The 25,876-nt window shown below is 63.1% G+C and carries 23 protein-coding genes and 1 pseudogene; 7 read left to right on the top strand and 17 right to left on the bottom strand.

All coding sequences use genetic code 11. The features are described from left to right. Positions 1-17 precede the first annotated feature (17 nt). On the top strand, positions 18-1,067 hold the full coding sequence (locus tag RGU41_RS04825) for an AI-2E family transporter (protein WP_322135697.1): 1,050 nt from the start codon (positions 18-20) through the stop codon (positions 1,065-1,067). A gap of 18 nt (positions 1,068-1,085) precedes the next feature. Here RGU41_RS04825 and RGU41_RS04820 read toward each other — a convergent pair. The 9 genes and pseudogenes from RGU41_RS04820 to rpsB all read right to left on the bottom strand — a co-directional run bounded on the left by RGU41_RS04820 (position 1,086) and on the right by rpsB (position 7,832). Continuing rightward, a pseudogene (locus tag RGU41_RS04820) lies at positions 1,086-1,809 on the bottom strand (alpha/beta hydrolase). Positions 1,810-1,840: 31 nt separating this feature from the next. Next, a complete protein-coding gene (locus RGU41_RS04815) occupies positions 1,841-2,143 on the bottom strand; it encodes a hypothetical protein (protein WP_134447633.1) in 303 nt (100 codons plus the stop codon). Between the two features lie 60 nt (positions 2,144-2,203). Further along, the gene (locus RGU41_RS04810; protein ID WP_322135696.1) at positions 2,204-2,881 is read right to left on the bottom strand and encodes a lytic transglycosylase domain-containing protein; all 678 of its coding nucleotides are present in this window, start codon (positions 2,879-2,881) and stop codon (positions 2,204-2,206) included. A 54-nt stretch (positions 2,882-2,935) separates the two neighbouring features. Further along, positions 2,936-3,484 (bottom strand): DivIVA domain-containing protein, encoded by a 549-nt coding sequence (locus RGU41_RS04805; protein WP_134447631.1) that lies wholly within the window; start codon positions 3,482-3,484, stop codon positions 2,936-2,938. A 68-nt stretch (positions 3,485-3,552) separates the two neighbouring features. Continuing rightward, positions 3,553-4,584, bottom strand: coding sequence for a phosphatidate cytidylyltransferase (locus RGU41_RS04800; RefSeq protein ID WP_322135695.1), 1,032 nt, complete (start codon positions 4,582-4,584; stop codon positions 3,553-3,555). 16 nt (positions 4,585-4,600) lie between these two features. After that, on the bottom strand, positions 4,601-5,155 hold the full coding sequence (gene frr / locus RGU41_RS04795; protein ID WP_134447629.1) for a ribosome recycling factor: 555 nt from the start codon (positions 5,153-5,155) through the stop codon (positions 4,601-4,603). Between the two features lie 90 nt (positions 5,156-5,245). Then, positions 5,246-5,962 (bottom strand): UMP kinase, encoded by a 717-nt coding sequence (gene pyrH / locus RGU41_RS04790; protein WP_134447628.1) that lies wholly within the window; start codon positions 5,960-5,962, stop codon positions 5,246-5,248. Between the two features lie 126 nt (positions 5,963-6,088). After that, positions 6,089-6,916: a translation elongation factor Ts gene (gene tsf, locus RGU41_RS04785; RefSeq protein ID WP_134447626.1), complete on the bottom strand. Its 828-nt coding sequence runs from the start codon at positions 6,914-6,916 to the stop codon at positions 6,089-6,091. Positions 6,917-6,926: 10 nt separating this feature from the next. Beyond that, positions 6,927-7,832, bottom strand: coding sequence for a 30S ribosomal protein S2 (gene rpsB, locus RGU41_RS04780; RefSeq protein ID WP_134447624.1), 906 nt, complete (start codon positions 7,830-7,832; stop codon positions 6,927-6,929). A gap of 335 nt (positions 7,833-8,167) precedes the next feature. Here rpsB and RGU41_RS04775 point away from each other — a divergent pair, with 335 nt between their 5' ends. Next, a complete protein-coding gene (locus RGU41_RS04775; protein WP_322135694.1) occupies positions 8,168-8,800 on the top strand; it encodes a M23 family metallopeptidase in 633 nt (210 codons plus the stop codon). 5 nt (positions 8,801-8,805) lie between these two features. Here RGU41_RS04775 and RGU41_RS04770 read toward each other — a convergent pair whose 3' ends face one another. The 3 genes from RGU41_RS04770 to RGU41_RS04760 all read right to left on the bottom strand — a co-directional run bounded on the left by RGU41_RS04770 (position 8,806) and on the right by RGU41_RS04760 (position 11,338). After that, positions 8,806-9,762, bottom strand: a complete 957-nt coding sequence (locus tag RGU41_RS04770; protein ID WP_322135693.1) for a tyrosine recombinase XerC — start codon at positions 9,760-9,762, stop codon at positions 8,806-8,808. Between the two features lie 23 nt (positions 9,763-9,785). After that, entirely contained in the window at positions 9,786-10,712 is a 927-nt protein-coding gene (locus RGU41_RS04765) for a phosphodiesterase (protein WP_322135692.1), read from the bottom strand. A gap of 68 nt (positions 10,713-10,780) precedes the next feature. Then, the gene (locus tag RGU41_RS04760; RefSeq protein WP_322135691.1) at positions 10,781-11,338 is read right to left on the bottom strand and encodes a DinB family protein; all 558 of its coding nucleotides are present in this window, start codon (positions 11,336-11,338) and stop codon (positions 10,781-10,783) included. A 165-nt stretch (positions 11,339-11,503) separates the two neighbouring features. Here RGU41_RS04760 and RGU41_RS04755 point away from each other — a divergent pair, with 165 nt between their 5' ends. Further along, a complete protein-coding gene (locus RGU41_RS04755; RefSeq protein WP_134447615.1) occupies positions 11,504-12,931 on the top strand; it encodes a pyridoxal phosphate-dependent decarboxylase family protein in 1,428 nt (475 codons plus the stop codon). A gap of 26 nt (positions 12,932-12,957) precedes the next feature. Here the strand turns inward: RGU41_RS04755 and RGU41_RS04750 are convergent, their stop codons facing one another. The 5 genes from RGU41_RS04750 to RGU41_RS04730 all read right to left on the bottom strand — a co-directional run bounded on the left by RGU41_RS04750 (position 12,958) and on the right by RGU41_RS04730 (position 18,888). Further along, positions 12,958-13,608, bottom strand: a complete 651-nt coding sequence (locus RGU41_RS04750; RefSeq protein WP_322137300.1) for a DNA-processing protein DprA — start codon at positions 13,606-13,608, stop codon at positions 12,958-12,960. A gap of 296 nt (positions 13,609-13,904) precedes the next feature. After that, entirely contained in the window at positions 13,905-15,959 is a 2,055-nt protein-coding gene (locus tag RGU41_RS04745) for a hypothetical protein (protein ID WP_322135690.1), read from the bottom strand. A 146-nt stretch (positions 15,960-16,105) separates the two neighbouring features. After that, the gene (locus tag RGU41_RS04740) at positions 16,106-17,773 is read right to left on the bottom strand and encodes a hypothetical protein (protein WP_322135689.1); all 1,668 of its coding nucleotides are present in this window, start codon (positions 17,771-17,773) and stop codon (positions 16,106-16,108) included. 496 nt (positions 17,774-18,269) lie between these two features. Further along, positions 18,270-18,527: a hypothetical protein gene (locus RGU41_RS04735; RefSeq protein WP_322135688.1), complete on the bottom strand. Its 258-nt coding sequence runs from the start codon at positions 18,525-18,527 to the stop codon at positions 18,270-18,272. A 79-nt stretch (positions 18,528-18,606) separates the two neighbouring features. Further along, positions 18,607-18,888, bottom strand: a complete 282-nt coding sequence (locus RGU41_RS04730; protein ID WP_322137299.1) for a helix-turn-helix transcriptional regulator — start codon at positions 18,886-18,888, stop codon at positions 18,607-18,609. 233 nt (positions 18,889-19,121) lie between these two features. Between RGU41_RS04730 and RGU41_RS04725 the strand changes: the two genes are divergently transcribed. The 4 genes from RGU41_RS04725 (at position 19,122) to RGU41_RS04710 (ending at position 25,874) form a co-directional block, all read left to right on the top strand. Then, positions 19,122-19,352, top strand: coding sequence for a hypothetical protein (locus RGU41_RS04725; protein WP_322135687.1), 231 nt, complete (start codon positions 19,122-19,124; stop codon positions 19,350-19,352). Positions 19,353-19,649: 297 nt separating this feature from the next. Then, positions 19,650-20,216: an HAD domain-containing protein gene (locus RGU41_RS04720; RefSeq protein WP_322135686.1), complete on the top strand. Its 567-nt coding sequence runs from the start codon at positions 19,650-19,652 to the stop codon at positions 20,214-20,216. A gap of 229 nt (positions 20,217-20,445) precedes the next feature. Then, positions 20,446-23,310, top strand: coding sequence for a hypothetical protein (locus tag RGU41_RS04715; RefSeq protein ID WP_322135685.1), 2,865 nt, complete (start codon positions 20,446-20,448; stop codon positions 23,308-23,310). Further along, positions 23,307-25,874, top strand: a complete 2,568-nt coding sequence (locus tag RGU41_RS04710) for a DEAD/DEAH box helicase (protein ID WP_322135684.1) — start codon at positions 23,307-23,309, stop codon at positions 25,872-25,874. Before RGU41_RS04715 ends, RGU41_RS04710 begins: the two co-directional genes overlap by 4 nt. Positions 25,875-25,876: the final 2 nt, after the last annotated feature.

Here is a 25,876-nt window from a genome sequence, read left to right as displayed (position 1 = left end):
ATCCCGAGGAGATCCGAGTGAAAATCCAGAACGCATTCCGCCTGGGGCTGATCGGAACCCTCGGGGTCGGGGTGGGAATCCTGATCCTCAGCTCGATTGTCAGCCTGTCGACGATCATCACCTACATCGGTGCCGCCCTGTTCATCGCGCTCGGACTGGACCCCTCGGTGTCCTGGCTCGAGAAGAAGGGCTTTCCGCGCTGGGCGGCGATCCTCGCCGTGCTGATCGCGGTCATCGGCGTGCTCACCGGGGTCATCTTCGCCATCGTCCCGATCATCGTCGACCAGATCACGAAACTGTCGCAGGCCATTCCCGAGCTCGTCAGGTCCGTCAACTCGTCGACGTTCCTGTCGGACATCCAGAAACAGTTTCCAGCCCTCCCCGTCTCCGGGATCGTGAAGTCGATCACCGACTACGTGAGCACCAACGTGACGACGATCACCACCGCGATCATCCAGTCCGGGCTCGCCGTGGTCAGCGGATTGTTCGGTGCCCTGATCATCGTGATCCTGTCGCTCTACTTCACTGCGTCGCTGCACAGCCTGAAGACCGCGACCTACCAGCTCGTACCTGCCTCGAAGCGTGCGCGGTTCGCCGACCTCAGCGAGCAGATCACGACGTCCGTCGGTCGCTTCGTCGTGGGGCAGGCCGCGCTCGCCTCATGCAACGGCGTACTGAGCTTCACGTTCCTGTCGATCATCGGCGCCCCCTTCCCCGCCCTGCTCGCCGTGATCGCCTTCCTGGGGTCGCTGATCCCGCTCGTCGGAACGATCAGCGGTTCGGTCATCATCGTGCTCGCGTGCCTGATCCCCGGGATCGGCAGTTCGACCCTCACGGCACTGGTCGCGGCGATCTACTACATCGTGTACATGCAGGTCGAGGCCTATGTCCTCAGCCCCAACATCATGCGACGCGCCGTGTCGGTACCCGGTGCCGTCGTCGTCGTCGCGGCCCTCGCGGGCGGGTCACTCCTCGGCATCCTCGGCGCGCTCATCGCGATTCCGGTCGCCGCGGCGGTGATCATGATCATCAAGCAGGTCGTGATTCCCCGCCAGAACGACCTCTGACCCGGGCTCGCAGCTCGATCAGCCGAGCCACTCGGTCGGAAGGGTGCGGCCGCCGGGTTCACGACGGCGACGATCTCGTTGAGGATGCGCTTGGTCTGGGTCTCCCCACCCACAGGTGCTTGCCTCCGTCGACCGCGATGAACAGGGTCTCCGGGACACTCGTGAATCGTTCCCTGGCGGCCTCCGGTCGCAGGTAGTCGTCGTGCTCGGGGATGATCGCCACGAGCCGGCGCGAGTTGCCCGCCCAGGCCGCCAGTTCCGCATCCGTCGCACGGTGCAGCGGCGGGGACAAGAGGATCGCCCCCAGGATGGGATGTTCGAGGCCGTACTTGATCGCGAGTTCGGTGCCGAAGGACCAGCCGACCAGCCAGGGGTTGGGGAGCTTCCGCTCGGCGACGAACGCCATTGCCGCCGCGACGTCGAGCCGCTCGGCGTTGCCGTGGTCGAAACTTCCGCCGCTCGTACCCCGTGGTGAGGTCGTCCCCCGGGTGTTGAACCGCAGCACGGCGAGGTCGGCGAGGGCAGGCAGGCGCCCTGCCGCCTTGCGCAGGATGTGTGAGTCCATGAATCCGCCGTGAGTCGGCAGCGGATGCAGCGTCACGAGTGTCGCGACCGGCTCGCGGTCGAGCGGAAGGGCCAGTTCCCCCACGAGGGTGAGGCCGTCACTCGTGTGCAACTCGATGTGCTCGCGGCGGGCGGGCAGTTCGATGCCGCCCCGGATCTCGGCCACGGTGGAACTCACGGTGTCTCCCTCGTGCCGGTGTCGCCCGGCATCATCTGATTCTCCAGCAGTGGCTGTGCCAGTGCCGGCGTCCCGCCAGGTCGGCGGCCTCCCCCATGAGCCCGTCCGCGCGCCACGCGACCAGGTGAGGAGTCTTCGGTGCGATCTCGAGATTGCATCCGGGACAGACGTAACTCTTCGTCGCCCGGCTCGCCGTCACCGGCTGAACCGTCCAGAGGCCGTCGCGCCGTTCCTCGGTTCGACGCCAGCCTGCCCGCATGCGGTCGAGGCTGTCGTCCTCGCCGGCATCGTCCGGACCGCGCCTGCGACCCCTCGGATGATTGCTGCGTGGCATTGGGTCAGTCTACGTCTGGTCGGCGGGCGCGGCGAAGCGCGCCGTGCGACAGCCGGACCCCTAGTACCAGCCGGAGTCGACGGAGTGCGCCCAGGCGCCGCAGGGAGTGCCGTAACGGCCCGTGATGTAGCCGAGGCCCCATTCGATCTGGGTGCCCGCGTTCGTGGCCCAGTCGGCGCCTGCAGACGCCATCTTGGAACCGGGCAGTGCCTGCGGAATACCGTATGCACCGCTGGGGTTTTCGGCGTTGACGCGCCAGCCGGATTCCTTGTTCCAGAGGGCGACGAGGCAGCTGTACTGGTCCTCGCCCCAGCCGCGCGCGGCGACGGCCCCGGCAGCGTATGCCTGAGCAGAGCCGGGGTTCGCCACCGCGGCGGTCGGCGCCGAAGCGCTCGAACTCGACTTGCTCGACGACTTGGCCGCGACCACGACGGGGACCGCGGCCGGCTTGGGCTTTTCGGTGACCGTGTATGACTCGCGCACGATCGTGTTGGAATATGAGCCGTTCACCTGGACGACCTGCGTGGCCTGGCCTGCGAAGCGGCCGCCGGCCGACTGGTAGTACGGCGATGCCGTCGCGCCGGAGTACGGATCGACGACGGTCACGAGCACGAAGGCCGCGGCTGCGGTGAAGGCGAAGAGGAACAGGACACGGGCACGAGGTCGGGGTTTCTCGGCCCTCCGAATTGTCGGAGTGGTGGTATTCCCGGACTCAATTACGCTTAGGTGTCTTCCCACGATTTCTCGAGCCTAACCCAGATTTCGGATAACAGCCAGATAACGGTCCGAGATTCACCGAACCGCGAGCATCACGTCGACGACGCTGTCGAGCACGACATCGACCTGGATTTCCCGATACCCGCCGCGTTGCGGTCGGAAAACGGACGAACGCACATCGTCCGCCGTGATCGGAAAGCCGTCTTCGAAGTACTTGGTGAGCTTGTTCGCGAACCGGTCGACATCCGCCCGGTTGTACCCGACGCTCAGGAAGCTGACCCGGCTGAAACGATGCCCCGCCGGCCGTCCGAGTCGGTTCACGAGTTCCTGAGCACGGTCGCGGGCACTCTCGAGCCAGGCCTGCTTGCCGTGGGCTCCCGCCTCGCGTTCGCGGTCGCGCACGGCGAATGCGTCCTCGAGGCGTTCGAGGGCAGCGTCGACGTGTGCGGACGAGTAGCCGCCCTTCTGCATCGAGAACGCGGTGTGGCGGATGCTTTCGGCCGTCAATGGTTCGGAGTCGTCGGTCGCGTCGTACGCACGACGCGCGCTCGCCAGGAACTCGTCGACCTGGGTGACGTTGTAGCCGAGCGTCTTCTTGCCGGCCCGGGGGAATGTGGTGCTCACTGGATCATTCTGCCCCACGGGGAGGCCGCTGTCGAAAGCGTGCCCCCACCGGGGGTGCTTTCCGCTGGTCAGCGGAAGATGAGATACAGCGCGTACGTTGCCGCCGCCGAGGGAAGAATCGAGTCCATCCGGTCGAGGAAGCCACCGTGGCCGGGAAGCCAGGAGCTCATGTCCTTGATACCGAGGTCGCGCTTGATCAGCGACTCCGCGAGGTCGCCGAAGGTGGCGCTCAGCAGGATGACGAGTCCGAAGACCAGGCCGAACCACCAGGGTTCCCCGATCATGAACAGGGACAGCACCACACCGACGATCAGACACGCCAGGCCGGCACCCGCGAAGCCTTCCCAGGTCTTCTTGGGGCTGATCGTCGGCACCATGCGGTGCTTGCCGAAGGACAGCCCGCTCGCATACGCCGCGGTGTCGTTCGAGATCACCAGAAGCAGGAAGGCGAGGGTCCACCATTGCCCGTCCGGCTGCGCGACGAGCAGCACGGCGAAGCTGCCGAGAAACACCACGTAGGTCTGGATGAAGAAACCGGCTCCGATATCACCGAACACCGAGCGGGCAGTCCCCCGGTGGGCGGGGCTGAGCAGCAGGAACACCCGCCAGAGGCCGATGAAGAGGATGCCGGAGAGGGTGACGAGGAACTGGCCGCTCGCTCCCCAGTAGAAGGCCGCAGGGACGACGGAGACCGCTGCGACGACGACCGCGATGCGCGGCACGTTGCGTCCGGACTGCCTGAGGGCCTGCGCGAGTTCGAAGGCCGTGAACCCGACGAATGCGGCGGCGCAGACCATGAAGAGCTCTTTGATGAAGATCAGGCTCACGAGCATGAACAGGCCGAGCGCGAGGCCGATCAGGGTCGCCAGGATCAGGTTCCGACCCGTTCGGGCCGCGATCCGTTCGTTGGTCGCGTCCAGCTGCGCGCGCGTCGCCTGCACCTGGCGTTCGATGTCCGCGCGGGTGGACTGCATCTGCCGTTCGAGGTCGTTGCGGGCAGCGTGGACCTGGGCCCGGAACTCAGAGCTACCGGCCCCATGGGGTCGTTTGGGAGGAACCGGTGCAGTGTCGCCGGTTTCGTCGCGTGGCTCGTGCGTCATGACGCTGGCTCCGCCCTTAAATCTCGAGGAGTTCGGCCTCTTTGTGCTTGAGCGCGGTGTCGATCGCGTCGACGTGGGTCTTCGTGATCTGCTCGAGCTCCTTCTCTGCCCGGGCAACGTCGTCGTCACCGACTTCGCTCTTCAGCGCATCGAGTTCGTCCTTCGCCTTGCGTCGCAGGTTGCGCACGGAGATCTTGGCGTCTTCCGCCTTGGTCCGTACGATCTTGACGTATTCCTTGCGGCGGTCGGCCGTGAGTTCCGGAAGGGTCGCCCGGATGACGTTGCCGTCGTTGCCGAGGTTGGCGTCCAGGTTCGGGGTGTCCCGGATGGCCTGCTCGATGTCGCGCAGGGCACCCTTGTCATAGGGTCCGATCAGGAGCGTGCGTGCCTCGGGGTTCTGCAGGGACGCGAGCTGCTCGAGCGGTGTCTGGGTTCCGTAGTAGTTCACCAGGATCTTTGCGAACATCTGGGGGTTCGCCCGTCCGGTGCGCACGGTCCCGAAATCGTCTTTGGCGGCTTCGAGGGCCTTGTGCATTCGTACGCTTGCATCGGACAGAACATCCGCGATCACGGTAACTCCTTCGTTGAGGCTTCGACCTGGTGATTTCGACCTGGTGACTTCAACCTGAGGCCGTTTCGACCGCAGGTGACATCGACAAGTTTAGTTGGAGACGAGGGTTCCCAGATCGGCCCCGAGGATGGCGGCCGTCACATTGCCCTGCGGCGCCATTCCGAAGACCTGCATCGGCATCCCGTTGTCCATGCAGAGGCTGAAGGCGGTCGAGTCGACGACCTTCAGGCCGCGCTGCAGGGCGTCCTGGTAGGTGAGGTGGCGGATCATTTCCGCGTCCGGGTCGGTGCGCGGGTCGGCCGAGTAAACGCCGTCGACGCCGTTCTTGGCGACGAGGACGATGTCGGCACCGATTTCAAGCGCGCGCTGAGCCGCGACCGTGTCGGTTGAGAAGTACGGCAGTCCAGCCCCGGCCCCGAAGATGACGACGCGTCCCTTTTCGAGGTGACGTTCGGCGCGGCGCGGAATGTACGGCTCGGCGACCTGGGTCATGGCGATCGCGGACTGGACCCGGGTCTCGGCGCCGGCCTGCTCGAGAAAGTCCTGGAGGGCGAGGGCGTTCATCACGGTGCCGAGCATGCCCATGTAGTCAGCCCTGCCCCGGTCCATTCCGCGCTGGGACAGTTCAGCACCACGGAAGAAGTTCCCGCCGCCGACGACGACGGCGACCTCCACGGTCTGTGCGGCCTCCGCGATTTCCCGGGCAAGTGAGCTGATCACATCCGGGTTCACGCCGAGGCTTCCTGCGCCGAACGCTTCGCCGGAGAGTTTGAGAAGGACTCTGCGCTTCTTACCCGAATCTGACATGCCCTGGGGGTCCTTCCGTTGTGCGTGATCTAAAACTACTGCGTGCCGACTCAGGGCGGACACAGCAATGGAGACCGGCCTGCTCGCGCAAGCCGGTCTCCATCATTGGTACTGCGAGCCTATTGCCTAGGCGCCGACCTTGAAGCGGGCGAATCCGGAAACCGTGAGACCGGCATCCTTCAGCACCTGCGCGACGGACTGCTTGTTGTCCTTCGCGTAGTCCTGCTCGAGCAGGGCGACCTGCTTGAAGTAGGCGTGGATGCGGCCTTCGACGATCTTGGGCAGTGCCGCTTCCGGCTTGCCCTCGTTCTTCGAGATCTCGGTGACGATGCGGCGCTCGGCCTCGACGAGGTCAGCGGGGACGTTCTCGCGGTCCAGGTACTCCGGGTTCGCGAAGGAGATGTGCTGGGCGACGCTGCGTGCGGTGTCAGCATCCTCTCCCGAGTAGCCCAGGACGACGCCGACCTGCGGGGGCAGGTCCTTGCTGGTCTTGTGCAGGTAGATCGCGAACTTCTCACCCGTGACGGATGCGACGCGACGCAGCTCGAACTTCTCACCGATGATCGCGGCTTCGCCATCGATCAGTTCGGCGACGGTCTGGCTGCCGGCGGGGGCGGCCAGGCCTTCGGCGACCGAAGTGGCACCGGCAGCGGCAACCGCGTCCAGGACCTTCTCGGCGAGGGCGCCGAACTTGACACCCTTGGCGACGAAGTCGGTCTCGCAGGCGAGCTCGATCAACGTTGCGGTCGTGCCGATCTCCTTGGCGGCGACGAGGCCCTCAGAGGTGGAACGGTCAGCGCGCTTGGCGTTGCCCTTCGCACCCTTGAGACGCAGGATCTCAACGGCCTTCTCCATGTCGCCGTCGGCTTCGACGAGGGCGTTCTTGGTGTCGACCATGCCCGTACCGAGGCGTTCACGGAGGGCTTTGACGTCTTGCAGGCTGATGCTGGCCATACCGGGTTCCTTACTTGGTTTCTTCGGCGGGAGCTTCGACGGCAGCAACGGCTGCCACGTCGGCTGCTTCTTCGACGACCTGCTCGGCGGCGACGGTTGCGTCGGCGACCTCAACGGTCTCGGCGGAGGACTGCTCGGGGGTGGCGTCGGTTGCGGCGACATCCTCGGTCTTCAGCAGTTCTGCTTCCCAGGCGGCGAGGGGCTCGATTTCGGCCTCCGGCTTGGCGTGGCGCTGGATCAGGCCCTCGGCTGCTGCGTCCGCGATGATGCGGGTCAGCAGGCCGACGGAACGGATGGCGTCGTCGTTGCCCGGGATCGGGTACTGCACGTCGTCGGGGTCGCAGTTGGTGTCGAGGATCGCGATGACGGGGATGCCGAGCTTGCGGGCTTCGTCGATGGCGAGGTGCTCCTTGTTGGTGTCGACAACCCAGAGCGCGGACGGCGTCTTCGTGAGGTTGCGGATACCGCCGAGGCTCTTGTGCAGCTTGACGAGCTCGCGCTTCTTGATGAGCATTTCCTTCTTCGTGAACCCGCTCTTGGCGGTGTCCTCGAAGTCGAGCTCTTCGAGCTCTTTCATGCGGGCCAGACGCTTGGAGACGGTCTGGAAGTTGGTGAGGAGGCCACCGAGCCAGCGCTGGTTGACGTACGGCTGGCCAACACGGATGGCCTGCTCGGAGATCGATTCCTGCGCCTGCTTCTTGGTGCCGACGAAGAGGATCGTGCCGCCGTGGGCGACGGTCTCCTTGACGAAGTCATAGGCCTTGTCGACGAAGCCGAGGGACTGCTGCAGGTCGATGATGTAGATGCCCGAGCGCTCCGTGAAGATGAATCGCTTCATCTTCGGGTTCCAGCGGCGGGTCTGGTGTCCAAAGTGCACGCCGCTGTCGAGCAGCTGGCGGATGGTGACGACGGCCATGAGCCGTACTCCTTGTCCGGCGCGCCGCATACGCGGCAAAACGCCAATCGGTTCGTGTCCTGATCGGTCGATCACGACTCCTGGTGCCCGGCGCACCGCCGCCTGGCTTCCGAGGAAGTAAGGACCGAATGGAGGTGTTGGCCGAATGGGCACGCGTAGTCAGCGCACGAAGCGCTGCTGCCATAACTTTAGCACCCGGCGAACCCGGTTCCAGCCAGGTCCGGGGGAACGGATGTCCCCCGCCACCCGTCCTCAACAGCCGGAGTCCCCGTCGACCCCTGCACCACCCCGCGCGAGTGGGCTCATCGGACCTGCCCGACCTCCAGTCTGTGGGCATGTCGATTCACAGCCGCACCGTCAGCGCCCTGGTCGCCGCCATTCTGGTCTGTTCCGCCGTCGCACTCGCGGCGACCGACCAGGGCGGGCCACGCGCGCAGCCGCAACCGATGCCCGAGCGAGGTCCGACGACCGGATCGGAGGCGTGGGAGTGGCCGCTCGCGATTCCGCATGCCGTGGTGCGGGGGTTCCGGGCGCCTCTCACCCAGTACGCCGACGGGCACAGGGGAATCGACCTGGCCGCGCACCCGGGCGAGCCGGTCTATGCCGTTGCCGACGGCACGGTGACCTTCGCCCAGATCGTCGTCGACCGACCCGCGATTTCCCTCAGCCACGCCGGGGGCCTCGTCTCGAGCCTGGAACCGGTCACGGCGCTTGTCGCGTCAGGGGACCCCGTGCGCCGCGGCCAGCTCATCGGCCACGTGGCGACCGGTGGCCACTGCGGCGACGGCTGCCTGCACCTCGGCGCGCGGCTCTCCGGCCGGTACGTGTCGCCGATGCGGTACCTCGGCGGCGTCCCACATGCCGTGCTGCTGCCGACAGAGTCGGCCGCCCTGCTCACGGTGCGAGGGGACTCCCGGCGAAGCGCACGTGCAAACCTGCTCTGGCGAGCGATTCTCCGGGACGCGTGACCTGCTCAGGCCCGCGGGTGAGCGTTCTGGTAGCTCTGCCGCAAACGTTCCGCGGAGACGTGGGTGTAGATCTGGGTCGTGCCGAGGCTCGCGTGACCGAGAAGTTCCTGCACGGCGCGCAGGTCGGCCCCGCCGTCGAGCAGGTGGGTCGCCGCCGTGTGGCGCAGGGCGTGCGGCCCGGCGGGACCGTTGCCGGGGATCTCGGCGAGGAGCCCTGCGACCAGGCGGTATACGGCCCGCACTCCGATGCGGCGTCGGTGGGTCGCGAGGAACAGCGCAGCGGGGCGTCCTGCCGAGCTCGAGACGGAACCCACCGTGGTGCTCCCGGCGGGTTCCTCCGCTGCGGCGAGCAGCACCGGGCGGGCGCGCTCGAGGTAGGCGATGAGTGCACGCTGGGCGGGAACGCCGAAGGGAACGACTCGTTCCTTGGACCCCTTGCCGGTCACGCGCACGGTGAGCTGGGAGAGATCGACATCCGGGACGTCGAGACCGACGAGCTCGGACACGCGCAGCCCGGAAGCATAGAGCAGTTCGACGATGGCCTGGTCGCGCAACTCGTGCGGACCGTCGGCCCTGGCTCGCAGCTCGAGGTGATCGAGAAGGGCCTGCATCTGCGCCCGGTTGATCACCCGGGGCAGGGTTCGACCCGGTTTGGGCGAGCGCAGGCGCACGGCCGGGTCGAGCGCACTCACGCCCGTGCGGGTCAACCAGGCCGTGAAGCTGCGGGCGGAGGCGGACCGACGCGCGATCGTCGCCTTGGAGAGACCCGCCTGGGTCGCCACCCATAGCCAGTCACGCAGCAGGTCCAGGGACAGCCCCTCGGCATCGGCGACCCCACGACCGTCGGCGAAGCCGAGGAGACCGCGGAGATCCGTCCGGTAGGCCCGGACGGTGTTCGGCGAGAAGCCACGCTCCGCCGCCAGGTAGACGGTGAAGTCCTCGAGAAGGGCTGCGAGGGGCATCCGTCCGCCGCCCGCCGGCGCACTCACGCCTGGCGTGAGAAGGCCTCGGTCCGCTCGTCGGGGCTCATCGCCTCGATACGGGCAAGGAACTCGGAGTCGAAACGCGTCGCGGGGTCGAAGTCGCCGAGCACGACATGCGAATGCACGACGCTCTCCGGATAGACCTGCACGAGATTGATCGACTGGCCGCCGCGCACACCCGTGAGTTGCCGGGCAGGCGCACTCGGGTCGATGGTGTAGCAGGTGGCCGCGGCCACCGAGACGGGGATGCCGGCGAAGAGCCCGGTCGTGGCGTAGTGCAGGTGCCCACCGAGGATGCCACGGATGTCACTTCCGGCGATGACCTCGGCCAGGCCGGCCTGGTCTCGGAGTTCGAGAAGGCTCATGAGGGAAACCATGGTCGGGATCGGCGGGTGATGCAGGGCGAGGAGCGTGCCGTGCGGGGCTGGTTCGCGCAGCACCTCGGCGAGCCAGGCCAGCTGCTCGGCGGAGATCGCGCCATGGTGGTAGCCGGGAACGCTCGTGTCGAGAGCGATCAGGCGGAGTCCGTCAAGGTCGTGCACCGCGTCGACGGGTGCGGCAGCGGATGCCCCGTTCCCGGTTTCGCGGAGCAGTTCGCTGCGGAAGGGCGCCCGTTTGTCGTGGTTGCCCATCACCCAGATGACGCGGGCCCCGAGCCGGTCGGCCGCGGACTCGACGAGGTCCCGGATGCGCCGGTAGGCATCCGTTTCGCCGGTGTCGGCGATATCACCGGTGAAGACGAGGGCGTCGATCGGCTGCCCCGAACGTTCCAGCTGGGCGAGGGCCTCGTGCAGGGGCGTGTCGGTGTCGACGGTGCCATAGAGGGGTCTACCGGCACCGAGGAAGTGCGTGTCGCTGATGTGCGCGATCACGTGACTCGCCGGCCCGTACTGGCCCAACTGAACCTGCCCCACTGGAACGCCACTCATGACTCACCCTTCGTCCGCTCCAGACTAGGGCCTGGCGCCGACACTCCCCGGCGCCCCGGCCGCGTCGATCAGTCCTGCGGGTCTTCTCCGACGCTGCCATCGGCGCGTTCGCGCAACAGGTCGAGGTGACCGGCGTGCCGTGCGGTCTCCTCGACCAGGTGAATCAGGATCCAGCGCAGGCTGAAACTGCGGCGCACCGAGACGGCGTCGAGCGAGCCCGCTGCCGCGATGATCGCGTCGCAGCGGCGCGCCTCCTCCGCATAGTCGGCGAGCAGCTCGGCCATGGTCACTTCGGGCGGCACGTGGAACTCCCCGTCAGGATCCGCGTCGGTCCAGTCGAAGCTCAGACCCTCCTCACCGGCGAAGACATCGCGCAGCCAGGATCGCTCCACGTTCATGAGATGTCGGACGATGCCGTGCGCGGTCATGCCGGTCGGAGTGGCGACGGGCCGGAGAGCCGCGTCGGAGGCATCGCCGACCTTCCATGCGACGAGGTCCCGCTGACGCTGCAGGAACCCCGTTATCGTCGTGCGTTCATCGCCGAAGTGCGCGGCTTCGGTGACTCCGGCGCGCACGCCGTTGATGCTGCCGGAGCCGTCGGAGGCCGGGTTCGCGTAATCAGGCATACCCCTTTGTATCCTGTTTCGCGAGAGTGCGCTTTCGGCCCTTTAACCCGCGGTTCATGGGCCAAAAGCGCACTCTCGCGGACCAGCGGCGGGCGGCATCTGGCCGCGGGCCCGCGATGCGCGCAGGCACTGGTTGCCGGGGACGGCCCGGACTACCATGGCGCCATGTCAGCTCAGCCCGGCGCATACGACGAAGCACTGGGGCGAGCCAGGGAGCACGCTCTCGCGTGGCTTGGTTCGCTCGGTACCCGCCCGGTCGGTCCGCGCGCCGACGCCGACACCCTCTCCGGGATGTTCGCCGGTCCGCTGCCTGAGTCCCCCACCGCCGCGGCATCCGTGGTCGACGAGCTGGCCGCCCTCGCCGAACCCGGGCTGATGGCCATGCCGTCTGGTCGGTTCTTCGGCTGGGTGATCGGCGGCACCCTCCCGGCAGCGCTGGCGGCAGACTGGCTCGTCAGCGCCTGGGACCAGAATGCCGCCATGCGCTTCGCGACGCCGGCCACTGCCGCGGCCGAGGAGGCCGCCGGAGCGTGGGTGCTCGACCTGCTCGGGCTGCCGTCCGGTTCGGATGTCGGATTCACCACCGGGGCGACGATGGCCAATTTCGTCGGGCTCGCAGCCGGGCGCCAGTCAGTGCTCGAGCGGGTGGGCTGGAATCTCAGCAGGGACGGACTTTCCGGTTCGCCCCGCGTGCGGGTGTTCGTGGGCGAGGAGCGGCACGCGGTGATCGACCTCGCACTCCGGTACCTCGGCCTCGGCGAACCCGTCGCCGTAGCGGCCGATGAGCAGGGCCGACTTGATCCCCGTGCCCTCGCGGCTGCGATGCAGGACGGCGAGGGTCCGGCCATCGTCTGCCTGCAGGCGGGGAACCTGCACTCCGGTGCCTTCGATCCGATGACGACGGCAATCCGGGTGGCGCGGGAACACCACGCCTGGGTGCACGTGGACGGCGCGTTCGGCCTCTGGGCCGCGGCGAGCCCGAAGTACCGCGGGCTCGTGGCCGGCGTCGAGGGAGCCGACTCCTGGGCGACCGACGCGCACAAGACGCTCAATGTGCCCTATGACTGCGGGATCGCGATCGTCGAGAAACCGGCGACTGTCCGGTCCGTGTTCGGCGTGCACACGAGCTATCTACTGAAACCGGCGACGGACGGTCCGGGCGACCCCTTCGAGAAGGTGCCGGAGCTCTCCCGCCGGGCACGGGGCATCCCGGTGTGGGCGGCACTGCGCTCGCTCGGGCGATCCGGCACGATCGACCTCGTCGAGCGCCTGGCCGGTCACGCCCGCTCGCTTGCCGAGGGCCTCGCGCGCATTCCCGGCGCCGAGGTCGTCAACGACGTGGTCTTCACCCAGGTGTGCGTGAGCTTCGGAAGCGATGCCCGCACCCGGCGGGTGACCGAGCTGTTGCTCGGCCAGGGCACCACGTGGATGTCCGGTTCCGTCTGGCGCGGGCGCGAGGTGCTGCGCATCTCGGTCAGCAACTGGTCGACGGATGCCGCCGATGTCGCCGACTCCCTCGCGGCTGTGCGGCGGGCGTGCGAGGCCGCAGGCCACGACGGCGAGGAGACGCCTGGGGGCCTGTACCAGGGCTGACGGTTTCGCGGCAGGCCGAGCCTGGCTCAGGCGTTCCGCACCCAGCCGGTCTCTCGCTCGCGCGCGGCGCCTTCGAGCCCGAGGGCGCCGAGGGCGGCACGCACGGACATGGTGGAGAGGCCTGCGCGGCGGGCGAGGTCGCCGATCCCACGCGGGGACCGCCCGCTCAGGGCGTCGAAGACCCGCACCTGTTCGCTTGTGCGCCTGGAACCCTCGAGCCCGAGTTCCGATTCGGGGAAGTCCAGTGTCACCTGGACCAGGTGCTCCGCGACGAGTTCCGCCATTTCGGCGGCCGTCGTCACGCAGACGGCGTCGTACTCGCGGATCAGCCGGTGACACCCGGCCGAGGCCGGTGACGTGACCGGGCCGGGTACGGCGCCGAGCGGCCGCCCGAGGGTGGCCGCGTGCCCGGCGGTGTTGAGCGATCCGGAGCGCCACCCGGCCTCCAGGACGATGGTGGCCAGGCTGGTCGCCGCAATCAGCCGGTTCCGTTGTAGGAACCGCCACTTGGTGGGCGCGGCCCCGCACGGGAGCTCGGAAATGACGGCCCCCTCCCCGGCGATCCGTTCGAGGAGGTCGACGTGCCCGCTCGGGTATGGCCGGTCCACTCCCCCGGCGAGAAACGCCACGGTTCGACCACGGCTCGCGAGTGCCGCTTTGTGCGCCATCCCGTCGATCCCGTACGTTCTCTTACCGTTTCAGACTGTTGCAAAATGCCACCGTGAAGTCAGCGGAAAGTTTGGAAGAAAGAGGCCGACTCGTCCTTCCGCAACGTCCTCAACCCGCTGGCAGCGACCGAACTAAATATGGACGACTAAGGGAGCGTGTGAGGGGACGGACTAACGTCGAGAAATCAAAACGCGTGCACTGGGGTTCGAGCGGGGAACTGCGTCACCTTTTGTAACGACAAAGCGTCGCCTTCCTCACGAAACAATCCTGCTCAGCGTCTCGGATTCGTGCTGACAGTCTGACGCTAGTCCGCCAGCGCCTTCGCCAGCAGCTCGTTGGCTGCTTGCGGATCGACATCGTGTTCCAGACAAAGCAAACTCACGAAGCTGAATGCGCTGAAGGCACCTACTGTTGTCGCAGATTCCCCGTTTAGGGTCAGCATCATTCCTTTCGTTATCGCGACTGAAAGGAACTCCTCAACCGGTCTTTCCGCGGCTACGTTGTCCATCTCACCTTGCACCCGAACTGCGACTTCGGTGAGGTACTCAAGGACCGCTGCGATGGGCGGATGCCGCGGATCAATACTCTCAATACTCCGCATTCCTTCCATAAACCGAGCCTGGACCTGTTCGGCCACGGCCTGAAGGTCGGCCGTGTCGCGCATCGTGGATAGCAGCGCCAGCCCGGACAACTCCACCAGTGCATTGTGCGCCTGGGCCATGGCATTGGTAAGTGGAGTCTCGAACGCATTGGAGAACTGGTCCGCCCAGTCGTTGTATTGCGATTCTCCAGGAAGGAATGCGGAAATGACGTGTCGCGAGAGTTTCGCGATGGGGCGCCCGGCAATGAGCGGAACAACGAGAAGGCCAGGGTGATAACTGTCTGCGTTGCTCGGAGCGAGAATGGCCTGAACCTCTTCGAGACGGCTCGTCCAGTCCTGAACACACTGGACGTGGATTCCAATAGCAACCTGGCGAGGCGGCCACTCGGTGGCCGACGCTGTTTTGTGAATCTGGGAATGAACTTCCGCACTGAAACCGGATTGAGCTAGCTGTTCTCGGACGGCAGCCCAACGGCGCTCATGGCGAGTCTCAGCCGCTCGTTGCGCCACTTCCGCAGCTCTTTCCGCTGCGCTTTCGCTTCGGCCCGCTCGGGCGGCGTCGGTAAGTCGGCGAGCGGGCGTGTTCCCGTGAGCGAGTTCGGACAAAATCGCGTGCATCGAAACTAGTGTTGCGTCTATCGACGCTAACCCGGACGGTGCCTCGAGATCGAGCAGATCCCATTCCTCCTCTTCCCTGACCTTCACTACAAACTGGCGAAGCGAATCCCCCACGAATGCCGCTAAAGCCGCGAGGTTGGTGCCTTGCTGGAGCAGCCGCCCCGTGAAGTTATCGGCCAGTCCGTCCGCAAGGGAATGCAAGTTATCGTTCGCGACGACGTTCGGTACGGCAACCGTTGACGCGTGGCCTGGCTCCAAAGGAACTATGGTCTGCGTCAGCTCCATAACTCGTGATCGTTTGGCAGTCAGTCGCCGAAGATCCGCAGGTCGATTTCGCGAAGTGATCCATACCTGTGCCAAGTCCGCGACATAGTCCGCAAGGAGTTGCACTGTTTCTGCGGCCAGTGCTGCACGTTCGGTTCTTCCGCGTCCCGATTGGCTAAATGCCGCGACGGCGATGGCGGCGCGTTGCCTGTTCCACGCGACTTCATGATCGGAGTGGTCGTATCGTCTCTGGAGAAGCGAATGAGCTGTTGGATGATGCATGATCCCTGCCGAAAGACCACCGGGACGAAACGCCTGCAGATCGACACTCTCGCACTCTGCGAAACATCTAAGCAGCACACGGGCTAAGTCCCGGGTGGTTTTGTCTGCATCGCCTTGGAGTTCATCAGAGATGTGAAGGGTCTTGGCTTGTGCAACTGGGACGGCGCCCTCTCGGATTATGGATATTTCCGTGAGCCATTTGCAATGGCGCATTAGCCGCTCGATCGCGGCCCCCTCGCCTCCCGCAATTTCGGAAATTGCGATGGCGAATTTCACGTCGATTGAACGGGCGGCGTCGACCAGATTTCCATAGTCGACTGCTGTTGAAGTCTGCAAGACGCCCGCGAATGAAGAGGCCACCCACGCAGTTCCGGAAAAATCGAGTGTTCGCGCAGACTCGCTCAGTATTGACATGAGCGCAGTCGCTTGCTCGGCGTCGTCAGATGCGCCAAGTATCTCTCCAACGAGGTCCGCTCCGATTGCTCCAATGAAACTGCTGCACAACTGGGAATGACTGTTCAGACTTGGTTTGATCTCGGCGATGGCCTCCCCAAGACCGGGCTTAAGGCTGAGTCCGTCCGTGTCGTCCAGCATCGCGAGCTGAAATGCGATGGACCGGAGTGGGGGTTCAACGGAGTGTCTGTCCATCGCCCCGACCCATAGCTGACTCTTCTTCTTGAAGTCTGCGATCCGAAGGCCACCGAGGACTGCGCTCAGAATCTCGGGGGTGGGTTGCTCCCTTACTCGGTCCTGCGCGAACCGCAAAACATCCTGTTCCAGGTCGGGGACTTCGGACAGCGCACCGACGATAACACCGGACAGGTAAGACGACCCGATCCTCCTAACCAGCACCTCGAGCGTCTCTGCGAGCGTGGGCGGGGGAAGTTGTGGACTCCGGACGAGAGGAAGCTTGACCGCAGTTGGTGAAGACCCGACACGTCAGTTGCTCCAACGAGAATTAAATGCTCGTCCTTGAGCCTTGCCAGTGCGGCCCTGAAGTCGCCCGGGCTGACGTTGAGCTGAGTTTGGAGAGTGTCAATTTGGAGGGCGGCCCCCCAGCGGTGCGCGGTGCTGGCTAGAGCCAGGATTCGGAGTTCGGTCTCTCGACCTTCATCAACTCGATGCCGAATTTGATCCGTGAGCACATCTTGGAGTCTGCGTCCGCGAGTGAGCAGGTAGGTGTATTCAAGCGTGAGACCGTTGGCGGCTTCGAATGCCTCTCGCCAATGGGCCGCGTTGGTGCGGTCTGACAGTTTTAGCTTTGCAAAGATGCGCTCTGCAACTGCTTCGTCCAGTCCGACCTCGACGATTACGGAGTCGGCCAGGGTTCGGATTGGGAGGAGATCCTCCTTCCGCACCGAACCGAGTAAGAGGACCCCCGGAACTAGAGCGGCCTCTTGAAGCAGTTGATCCCAACCGCCCGCGGACCCGACACCTATCCCGTCGACGAGAAATCCGATCTTCGATCGTGCAGAGGGCAGGGAGGCACGCGCAAGTCGTATCAAGCGCGCAACTGCGTCCCTGTCCAGGCTCCTCACCCTGTACCAGAGCACGTCTCGCATCGCGTGCGCAGTCGACCAGAGCGCTGTGGATTTCCCGACACCGGAAGGGCCAGTTATCAGAACAGCCGATGATCGATCCAGCCCAGCGATGATTGCACCTTGGACATCAGGACGAGACGCTGGCAACCCAGCCGCAATGTGCCATGGCTGCGCCGACACTCCTTCAAAGAAGTCCGAAGAGTCAGCAGGCCCACCATAGCTAACTACTTCGCAAAGGCCGTCTGAGATCGCATCTTCCAGTGCAGCACGATCCACCAACCCGACAATCTCGTCAGCGATACCGGCCGCACGACTCACATCGATCCCTGCCGATTGCTCAGCTGATTTCGCAGAAGCGTTCTGATCCGCGGCATCGGCAATTGTTTCGCGGAATGCACGGCCGATCAGGTCGGCAACGACTGGATAAACGTCTCTCACGGAGAGCACCTCGCGACGAAGCTCCTCTATGGCATCGTCCCAAGCCAATACGAAAATGGTTGTTGATTTCATCACGCGCGCGACGGTTCCTTCCGGCCATCGTCGCTCTTCTCCCACTCGACGCAGCGCTGAAGCGAGTGCTTCGCCGTCGGTATGGGCGGCTAGTTCGGTTCCCCAAGCGTCGAAACGAAGACCAGAAACCGGCCGCTCGAGAACAAGCGCGAGCATAGCTACGTCCGGCGAGTCAGGTTCCCGTTCTAGCTGCTTTTGCCACATCTCAGCAATAAAAAGGGCTGCCTCTCGAGTCGAAAAATCGCTGACGCCCTCCTGACGAGACTTCACCTGCACCTGCCATGGCTCGTTGCCTTCACACGACAGATCCTCATAGCCTTCAGGTACGACGCGGCTCGCGTCGAGGATTCCCGACATGAGACGGGCCGTCAGCCAGGCACCGACTACGTCTTGATAATGGAAGCCCCTGCCTGCTCGCGCCCCTGACCTTGAGGAGCGCCAGGAATCGACGCCCGGACCAGTAGTTGTGGCGGCCAACTTGTCGACATGAGTTGTGGAATCGCGAACCATGCGGCCATCTTCCCATCGAGTGAAGACAACTAGGGGATTCCTTGGCGCGGCCATGGGTCTAGACACCGGGCAGACTCGGATTCGCAGAGCTGGTCGCCAGGTTCAGTTTCACCATCGCGCCCGCTCGAGCAACCCTACGGACACGATCGGCCAACTGCGAGAACGTGTCTCGCGTCAGCTGATAGGTCTGCGAAGCGGCGTCGAAAACCATCCGAGTCGCTGTAAGTCAGCTGCGACCCACTCAAGTGCCAGCGCTGTTGCAGGCCGAGACTTCAACAGTGAGTTGTCCACCCTGCTCGTGGTGTGAATGCCGAAGAGTCCGACTGCTGTGCGCACGGAATCGTCAGGGCGCTTCCCCCCTTTCATTCCAGGCGAGATCTCTTGATTGTTGCCATCCGTCGCCATCCACTGATTTCAAGGAGGCTGATACGGGTACTTCTTCTTCGTCGATCCCAACTACCCATCGATATTCAATCGCCGTGTCGCTCAGATCGCCGAAGTTGGGGTTATGCCGCACGGACACGGCAATCACCGCCGGAAAAGTCGCGGCATGTGCGAGCAGTTTTCCGAACTTGGGCACAAAACTGTCGACGATCTCCACGTATGCGACCCCAGCACGACCCTTCTCCCCGCAGAATGCCGTGGAAGCCTTGCTGAAGAACTGGCATGAGTTCGTTTGTTCAGCGCAGCCTCAGGTCCGGCGCATCCTTTGGCAAGAGGTCAGAAAGTGGCACCTGGAGCACCTGAGTTATCGCGAGCAAGGTCCGTATCGTGGGGTTCGCGGGCCGTCCAGGCGCAGACTCGCCCTTCTCGTACTTCTGGTACGTGTACCGCGTGAGCCCTGCGCGATATGCGACATCCTCCTGACTCAAGGCCGCGGCCAGGCGGACACGTCGAAGGTTGGTCGCCAGTTCAGCGACGTAAGTGCGCCAAGCGTCGTCATCTACCTCGGCTCGCTTCACCACTGGTCAAGGCTCGCGGTGATGTTCAATCGAGGTGGCCTAATCTATATGGCATAATTCGAGAGGCCATGAGAATCATTGACTCGTACGCCGCGCCTCGCTTCGATCGTTATGCGCGTTTGCCGGCGTATCCCGATGCCGACGACCGACTGTCGGTGACGTAAACATCGTGGCGACGATCGCCTGACGCCTAAGCGGCGAAGCGATCCGTTCAAACAGTGGAGGAGTGCAGAATGGCTGAAACAAGCTGGCGCGACTATTGGCCGCCGTTTCGGGTGGCTCTCGTCGACGAGACAGCTCGGTGTCTGGCAGATCAGCAATCCACGGCCACTGCTGGGCAGCGTCCACGTTGGGCCGATATATCCAGCGTGCAACAGAACAATCTGACGGAGAACATTGCTGGTGTCTTTGTCGCTCAGGATCAGGCTATGCACAACCTGGCTGAACGGGGTCTGCCATTTTAACCGCGGGTCGAAGATGATCGAGATGCCGTCGCCTGACGCCCCGCTAGCTCCGAGAACTCTTGCTGCCACGCGAGCGAACTCCCCGCGTGCGCGTCACATATTGAGACCGTGATGACTGGAACTGGCTCGCGATCTACCGCTCGCATTCAAGGGGCTAGGTACCCCACAGTAAATTCGCGGCTGGCCTAATCAACGAGGCTAACTCCCGTCCCTGTGGGACTTGCCGTCGTCCGAAGCAGAGCAAGTCTGCTCAGCAGACTTTCTCCACATCCCCGGCAAAAGCGAGAGGAGGCCGTCATGAGCCAGGAGACTAAAGCGGTCGCGGCGAGACTGTACTTGGATATCGACGGATGCGTCTGCCCGTTTGGTCGCCCAGACTCCGGATGGGGTCCTGCAACCTCGGCTTCAGTTTTCGTGGACTATGGCGAAGACAGAACCATTACATACGACGTCGTCTGGGCGCCCGCACTTATTGATAGCTTGGAGCGCCTTCGTGCTGAATTCAGCATAGATCTCGTCTGGGTGACCACTTGGGTGGAAGCCGACGCTGTTCGCCGCTTCCTGGTCCCACACCTGGGCGGACTAGCGGACGCACGAATCCTGCGCCTGCCACCCGGACCTCGCCGCCCGGGCGAGACTCGGGGCTGGTGGAAAGCGCAACGCATCCTCGAGGATCAAGCCTCCAACGCGAGCCCTTTCATCTGGGTCGACGATAGCGAAGTTGAACTGCACGGGTGGAAAGTTCTCGGAGCGACGATCGGCATCCCCAGCCTGATGATCCCTCCACACCCCATGGTCGGTCTGCGCCCGGACGACATTCGCGCAATGCGCAGCTGGTTGGAAGCGCTCAGGTCGGAACCATAAGAGTCAGCGACGGCTGGCATCGACGTGATCACGGGGTAGCGCGTTGATTTGACGCCGTGCTCATTCCGTTCTGCGGGGGCTAGGCGGTTTTCGCAAGTTCATGTGTTCCTGTTTCGACCCGCGCCGACCTAATTCGGCTTCCGGTCGGCGATTTCCTCGGTGACCAATTGAACTCAGATCGCAATGCGTTTGGGTAATTGTCCTTTCATGAGTGCGACATGATTCAGATATGGACTTCGACTTGGACCGTATGGGGTGGCGTCAGTTTGAGCACTTAGTGCAGGCTCTTTCCCTGGCTGAACTTGGGAATGGTGTGCAGATCTACGGCGACGGGTCAGACGGGGGTAGGGAAGCAACTTTTCGGGGGTTGCTGGACTTCCCCGAAGGCGATGGCGCGAAGTGGAACGGATACGGGGTGATCCAGGCAAAGCATCAGCACTTTCCATCACCATCGCCAGCGGAAAACGCAGCATCTCTAATTCAGGACATCCGGGGTGAACTCAAGAAGTTCATGGCGGACAAGAACGGTCGGGTAGCCCGGACGCCGATGCCGGAGTATTACCTGATCGCGAGTAATGTCCGATTGTCACCAGGCGAGGACGGCGGTCTCGACTCGGTCCTCGCGGAATTGGCAACTTGGGAAACCAAGCTGGGCCTTCGAGGTACGCACGTGTGGCATTATTCGAGTATTTCTCGACTGTTGGAAAACCACGAGGATATCCGACGTGCATTCGCAGGCTTCGTCACCGCGGGTGATGTCTTGTCCTCGATGGCGGACTATTTCAGTGGTGCAACCGTTCCTATTGCCACGCAGCTACGGACGAATGCCGGTCAGCAGTTGCGGGCCAAACAATGGGTGCGGATGGCGGACTCGGGCCTACCAGACGAATCGAAACTGCCACTTAGCCAAGTAGGAATCGATTTACCCGCGCTAATCGTTCGACGCAACGTCGATTCAGACCAAGAAGACGAGAGTAGACCTGAGCCAGCATCTGAAGTGAATGTGGTCGAACACGTATTGAGGCGTGGGGACTTGAGCCTTCGCGAAAAATACCGCGGGTCTGACGCATTTGGCATCGTGGTTGTGGGTGGCCCTGGTCAAGGGAAGAGCACTCTAGGGCAATTGGTGTGCCAGGCGTATCGAGTTGCGTTGCTCGACAACTTGTCAGGACCGAGCCTTGGCGAAAATGTTGAGTCGCTACTTTCTGCGGCGCGGGCGAATATTGAGAGCCTCGGTTTGAACCTCCCGGTTAACAGGCGCTGGCCGGTTCTTGTGGAGCTCTCGGCGTTCGCAGATGCCCTAGAAAAGGACCCGCAAACGTCCCTGCTGCGATTCATTGCGGATGCCATCACTGTCTCCGGGAAGAAGCTCAAGGCAAGTCAGCTTGAGAGATGGCGACGCGACTGGCCATGGGTTTTGGTGCTAGATGGACTTGATGAAGTTGCCGCCCGGGAGACTCGAAAGAACGTGATCGACCGCGTGTCTGATTTTGTTATCGAAACGAACTCGCGTGACGACGACGTGCTCATAGTCGCTACAACGAGGCCGCAGGGGTACCACGGCGAATTTGCGGAGTTCAGGCCAGAACAGCTTGAGTTACGCGACCTCAATCCGGATGAGGGCCTCGACTATGGAAAGAAGCTAGTCAGTGTGCGTCACGCCCATGACCCAGAGCTAGCAGAGCAGGTTCTTGTTCGCCTAAAGGCAGCGACGACCAACGTCGATACAGCGCGACTCATGTGTTCGCCGCTCCAAGTGACCATCATGTCCACTTTGTTGGAACAAATTGCGCGGGTACCCAACACTAGGCACGCACTCTTCGACGCCTACTACGGGACGATTTACGCACGCGAGGTGACAAAGGCCGGACGGCTGGGGAGCATATTGGATCTCCATCGAGACGATGTGGATTTCGTTCATGCGCAGGTGGGTCTGTATCTGCAGATACAGGGCGAATTGGGAGGGACCTCCGAGACGCTACTTGGAGATGAAGAGTTGGAAAAGGCCTTCGTTGATCGGCTTAGACACGAAGGACACCCAGAAGATGACGTGAAGCTGCTTGCAGCTGATCTGAAGAAGGCGGCTCGCCAGCGCGTTGTTCTATTAGTCCCAGTTCGGGCCGACCACGTCGGCTTCGAGGTCCGCGCACTCCAGGAGTACATGGCCGCACGAGCGTTAGCTTCCGGACCAGACGAACTGGTCTTGGAGCGAATCGACGCGCTAGCCTCGTCCGCGTACTGGCGACACACTCTACTTCTCACGATTGGACGCGTTTTCACCACCAAGCCCCATCTCAGGGACGCGGTAGTCGCACGCATAATGCAGTTAAACACGACAACGTCTATCGGCATGTTCGTGGGGCACGGAGAACGACTCGCGCTGGATCTCCTGAATGACGACTTGGCATTGGCTGTACCGAGAATCCGAAAGGCGCTTCTGGACCAATCGCTGGGCGCGTTGGATCGATGGCCACAGCCAGAGATTCGCCGCCTCGCGTACGCCGCACAATTGGCGATAGATGGCACGGACAAACAAGCCGCGGATATCGTCAAACGTGCATTGACAGATGCCTTTTCCTCGACCGGTCGAGCGAATATAAGCGCTGTTTCCGTATTGAAGATCTGGATGCGGAAGCCAGGGCACGGTGGCGCATTGGCAAACCGGCTTCTTGCTCAATCCACCGGATGGCGTCCGGACCCCACAGATGCCGACCGCCCGGCCAAGGCGCGCCACACTATCAGTGAAGCAATCTCGCCGTATTTCACCTCAGAAAATCTTACTGAAGGTCAGGGCGCCGCCCATCAGCGAATCCTGACCCTACTAGACGGCCAAGAGGTAATGCTTGGCATTAGCGCAGCCGAGGCCACTGGATACTCGCGCCATGTCATTAGTTCGCAGGTTATCCCGCAATTGCAGGCTGCGCTTAGGGACGAGGAGATCTTGCAAAGGCTGATGTCTGCCGTGGATTCTTTACCGGTGACTGAAGCACATGCGGCCATTTGGCTACGTCAAGTGATTGTAATCCTCGACGAACAGCGATCAGTTGGCGGCGACCTTCGCATTCCTGAGGGTATGGAAGGGCTTACGAAATGACCGATTATTCAGCGCGATTGCGGGACTTCCAATCGCCAGCATTCCCATCGTTGCGTCCAGCACAGCTTTCAACGCTGGAAAAGTACGAAGAGTTGCGAATTGCCGCGATGGCTACGGATATTGGGATCGAACTACCGACAGGGGCCGGTAAGACACTGATCGCGCTGCTGATCGCCGACGCTGCCCTGGATCGCGGGTTGAGGGTTGCCTATCTGACTGGGACGAAGCAACTATCCAAACAGGTGCTCGATCAGGCTGATCACCTCGATGGTTTGGAAGTACACCATTTCTGGGGTAAGAACTATCCGGCCGCCCAGTTGCTTGATTACCATCAGGCCCAAGCAGTCGGTGTCATGAACTATTGGGTCTACTTCAATACAAACCCCCGGGTGGAGCCGGCAGACCTCATCATTTTTGACGACGCGCACCTTGCAGAGCAAGCTATCGCAGGAATGTATACACTCCGCATCCCTCGTGACTCACAGGGCGGTGCTGCTTTGTATCAGAGCATATGTGAAGCAATTCTGCAGGTTTCACCTGGTCTCTATCCGAGCCTCCCAGCGATGCGTGATGGAGCGGCCCCTCGTGGCAATCCACCTGAGTTGATCTCGTTCGTCGATTGGGCGGCGGTGTCGAACGGAATTATCGGCGAAATAGCCAAATCAGAGTTCCTCGCCAACGACAATTCTGCTCGGTTTGTGTGGAAGACAATCCAGCATGCGCTGAGGCGGTGCGGTGTATTGGTTGGACCCACAGGGATCGAAATCCGTCCCTACCATGTGCCTACCCAGACGATCCAGGCTTACGCCAGGTCAACTGAACGGGTCTACCTCTCCGCAACCCTCGGCCAGCCCGGGGATATCCAGCGCCGACTCGGAACGCGCACCGTTGTGACGACGCCCAGGATTGAATCCGATCCCCAACGTCTGGGGCGTCGTACGTTCCTTTTCAATCCCGGTACAGACGCTGCGCTTGATGATGCAACCTGGCAATTCGCGATTGATCAGGTCGATGCAGCGGGTCTCCATGGGAAGGGTCGGGTGGCCTGGCTGTGCGCCAGCTCGGCGGAAGCGGCAGAGGTCGCGGGCAAACTCGAAGATGCGGCGTACACGGTTTACCGACTGCAAACTGGCGACGACGCGGCCGTCGATCGTTGGAAGGATCATGACTTCGCGCACTTGGTAACGGCTGGCCGTTTCGATGGGCTGGATTTTCCGGACGAGGTGTGTCGGCTGGTGATCGTTCCATCGGTTCCTGCAGCCTCAACGGAATTCGAGAGGTTTGTCGTCGCGTACCTGGGCGACGCTGCATACATGCGGTATCGAATTGGACAACGACTGACACAGGCGCTGGGGCGTGCAAATCGCACGCCCACAGATTCTGCGATGTACCTTGGTTTGGATCCGGGATTTGGCGCGATCCTCGCCGATCCTGCAGTGCATGCCGCACTCGGGAGTGACGTTCAACCCGCAATCTCGGAAGGCCTACAACTACACGGAGGTTCATGGGCGCAGGTCAGCGAGGCCGCAAAGAAGTTCTGGGCTACGCACCGGTTGCCTCTTGAAAGCATCCCCGCCACGGTTCCCACTCGGACGCGGCCAGGCAGACGTGTAGGTGGTGTTGCGCAGGTCGAAAGCGCACCGATGGAAGTGACCGCAACCACGCGGCTCTGGCTTGGCGCGCACGCCGACGCAGCGGAGAGCGCCTCACATGCCGCTGCCACTCTTAATGATTCAGCCGAACTTGAACATGCCGCCTTCTGGAAATATGTCGAGGCACACGCGTACTTCGATAGACAAGGTCCCGGAGATGTCGAGCGTTCCAGGGCGGCGTTGGAATCAGCTGTGGCAGCAGCACCTCAGACGGCATGGTTCGTCCGTCTTCAGCGGACAGCTGACGGAATGGACGGATCCGCACCAGGGGGCATCTCACATGACAGGCTCTTTCTGGCCTGGGACGGATGGATCCGGGAGGCTGGAAGCAAGATTGCGCCGATCATTGCCTCGTCTCGCCAGGGACTTCGTGGGACCCACGAAGAAACCGTGGAAGCTCTGACAGTTCTCGGCCGTTTGTGCGGCGCAAGCGCGAATCGAGCAGCAGGAGCCCGAAACAGTGGAAGCAAATGGGCATGGGCTAGCTCTGTAAACGGTCAACGCAGAATCTGGTCGGTTCAAGATGCGAATTCGACACGTATTGACCGCGCAGATATCAATGAAGTTGTTGGTGCTGCTGTCGAGGAGCAGCATCTTCACCCGAAATCCAGAGTCGTTGGTTGCCACCTGACCAACACCACCGAGTTGACTGCGGCTGCGATTACAGCCGCTGCAAACGCTCACGTAGCTCTTGTCCATACGGATGCGGCACTCGCACTCTACGACGCGATGGCCGAGCGCTTCGTGGCCTATCAGTCGGCCTCAGGGGCAGGATCCGCTGTCGAGCGAGGGCAGGCACGCGAACTGGTTGACCCTAGGCTTCCGCCCGGGGATTGGCTCGATGAGCTGCTGTCGTCGGAGAACTCCGAACTGCTGCAGTCCATTGATGTCGCCGAAGTATTCGACCGCTAGAT

This window comes from Cryobacterium sp. 10C3, assembly GCF_034314285.1.
In the GTDB taxonomy this organism is placed as follows: domain Bacteria; phylum Actinomycetota; class Actinomycetes; order Actinomycetales; family Microbacteriaceae; genus Cryobacterium; species Cryobacterium glucosi.
Note: the sequence above shows the minus strand (reverse complement) of the source record. Positions and strands in the feature narration are given on the sequence as shown.

Coding starts and splice junctions, on each gene's coding strand:
- RGU41_RS04815 (WP_134447633.1), bottom strand. CDS start 2,143: ATGCCACGCAGCAATCATCCGAGGGGTCGCAGGCGCGGTCCGGACGAT.
- RGU41_RS04800 (WP_322135695.1), bottom strand. CDS start 4,584: ATGACGCACGAGCCACGCGACGAAACCGGCGACACTGCACCGGTTCCT.
- pyrH (WP_134447628.1), bottom strand. CDS start 5,962: ATGTCAGATTCGGGTAAGAAGCGCAGAGTCCTTCTCAAACTCTCCGGC.
- tsf (WP_134447626.1), bottom strand. CDS start 6,916: ATGGCCAGCATCAGCCTGCAAGACGTCAAAGCCCTCCGTGAACGCCTC.
- rpsB (WP_134447624.1), bottom strand. CDS start 7,832: ATGGCCGTCGTCACCATCCGCCAGCTGCTCGACAGCGGCGTGCACTTT.
- RGU41_RS04775 (WP_322135694.1), top strand. CDS start 8,168: ATGTCGATTCACAGCCGCACCGTCAGCGCCCTGGTCGCCGCCATTCTG.
- RGU41_RS04770 (WP_322135693.1), bottom strand. CDS start 9,762: ATGCCCCTCGCAGCCCTTCTCGAGGACTTCACCGTCTACCTGGCGGCG.
- RGU41_RS04765 (WP_322135692.1), bottom strand. CDS start 10,712: ATGAGTGGCGTTCCAGTGGGGCAGGTTCAGTTGGGCCAGTACGGGCCG.
- RGU41_RS04760 (WP_322135691.1), bottom strand. CDS start 11,338: ATGCCTGATTACGCGAACCCGGCCTCCGACGGCTCCGGCAGCATCAAC.
- RGU41_RS04755 (WP_134447615.1), top strand. CDS start 11,504: ATGTCAGCTCAGCCCGGCGCATACGACGAAGCACTGGGGCGAGCCAGG.
- RGU41_RS04745 (WP_322135690.1), bottom strand. CDS start 15,959: ATGCTGGACGACACGGACGGACTCAGCCTTAAGCCCGGTCTTGGGGAG.
- RGU41_RS04740 (WP_322135689.1), bottom strand. CDS start 17,773: ATGTCGGGAATCCTCGACGCGAGCCGCGTCGTACCTGAAGGCTATGAG.
- RGU41_RS04725 (WP_322135687.1), top strand. CDS start 19,122: ATGGCTGAAACAAGCTGGCGCGACTATTGGCCGCCGTTTCGGGTGGCT.
- RGU41_RS04720 (WP_322135686.1), top strand. CDS start 19,650: ATGAGCCAGGAGACTAAAGCGGTCGCGGCGAGACTGTACTTGGATATC.
- RGU41_RS04715 (WP_322135685.1), top strand. CDS start 20,446: ATGGACTTCGACTTGGACCGTATGGGGTGGCGTCAGTTTGAGCACTTA.
- RGU41_RS04710 (WP_322135684.1), top strand. CDS start 23,307: ATGACCGATTATTCAGCGCGATTGCGGGACTTCCAATCGCCAGCATTC.